Source organism: Pseudomonas sp. 50_B (genome assembly GCF_017491625.1).
GTDB classification, from domain to species: domain Bacteria; phylum Pseudomonadota; class Gammaproteobacteria; order Pseudomonadales; family Pseudomonadaceae; genus Aquipseudomonas; species Aquipseudomonas danubii.
The window spans coordinates 1-241 of sequence record NZ_JAFGYX010000217.1 but is presented as its reverse complement, the minus strand read 5'-3'; the positions used below and the strand labels follow the sequence as shown (position 1 = coordinate 241).

Below are 241 nucleotides of genomic sequence, written 5' to 3'. Positions count from 1 at the left end.
CGATCTTCGGCGAGGGCAACACCCCGGCCGCGGTGATCGGCGCCTCGGTGCTGCTCTGGGCCGTGCACTTCCTGGTGCTGCGCGGGATCAAGGAAGCGGCCTTCATCAACCTGGTGACCACGGTGGCGAAGATTGTGCCGCTGGTGATGTTCATCGTCATTGCGGCCGTGGCGTTCAAGGCCGACATCTTCACCCGCGATATCTGGGGCCGTAGCAATCCGAATTTTGGCGGGGTGATGGA

Annotated in this window: 1 protein-coding gene; it reads left to right on the top strand. The window is 63.1% G+C overall.

What is annotated here, in order from left to right; all coding sequences use genetic code 11:
* Window positions 1-241 (top strand): amino acid permease (locus tag J5M73_RS31695; protein WP_207817058.1); only part of this gene is annotated, 241 nt, incomplete at both ends.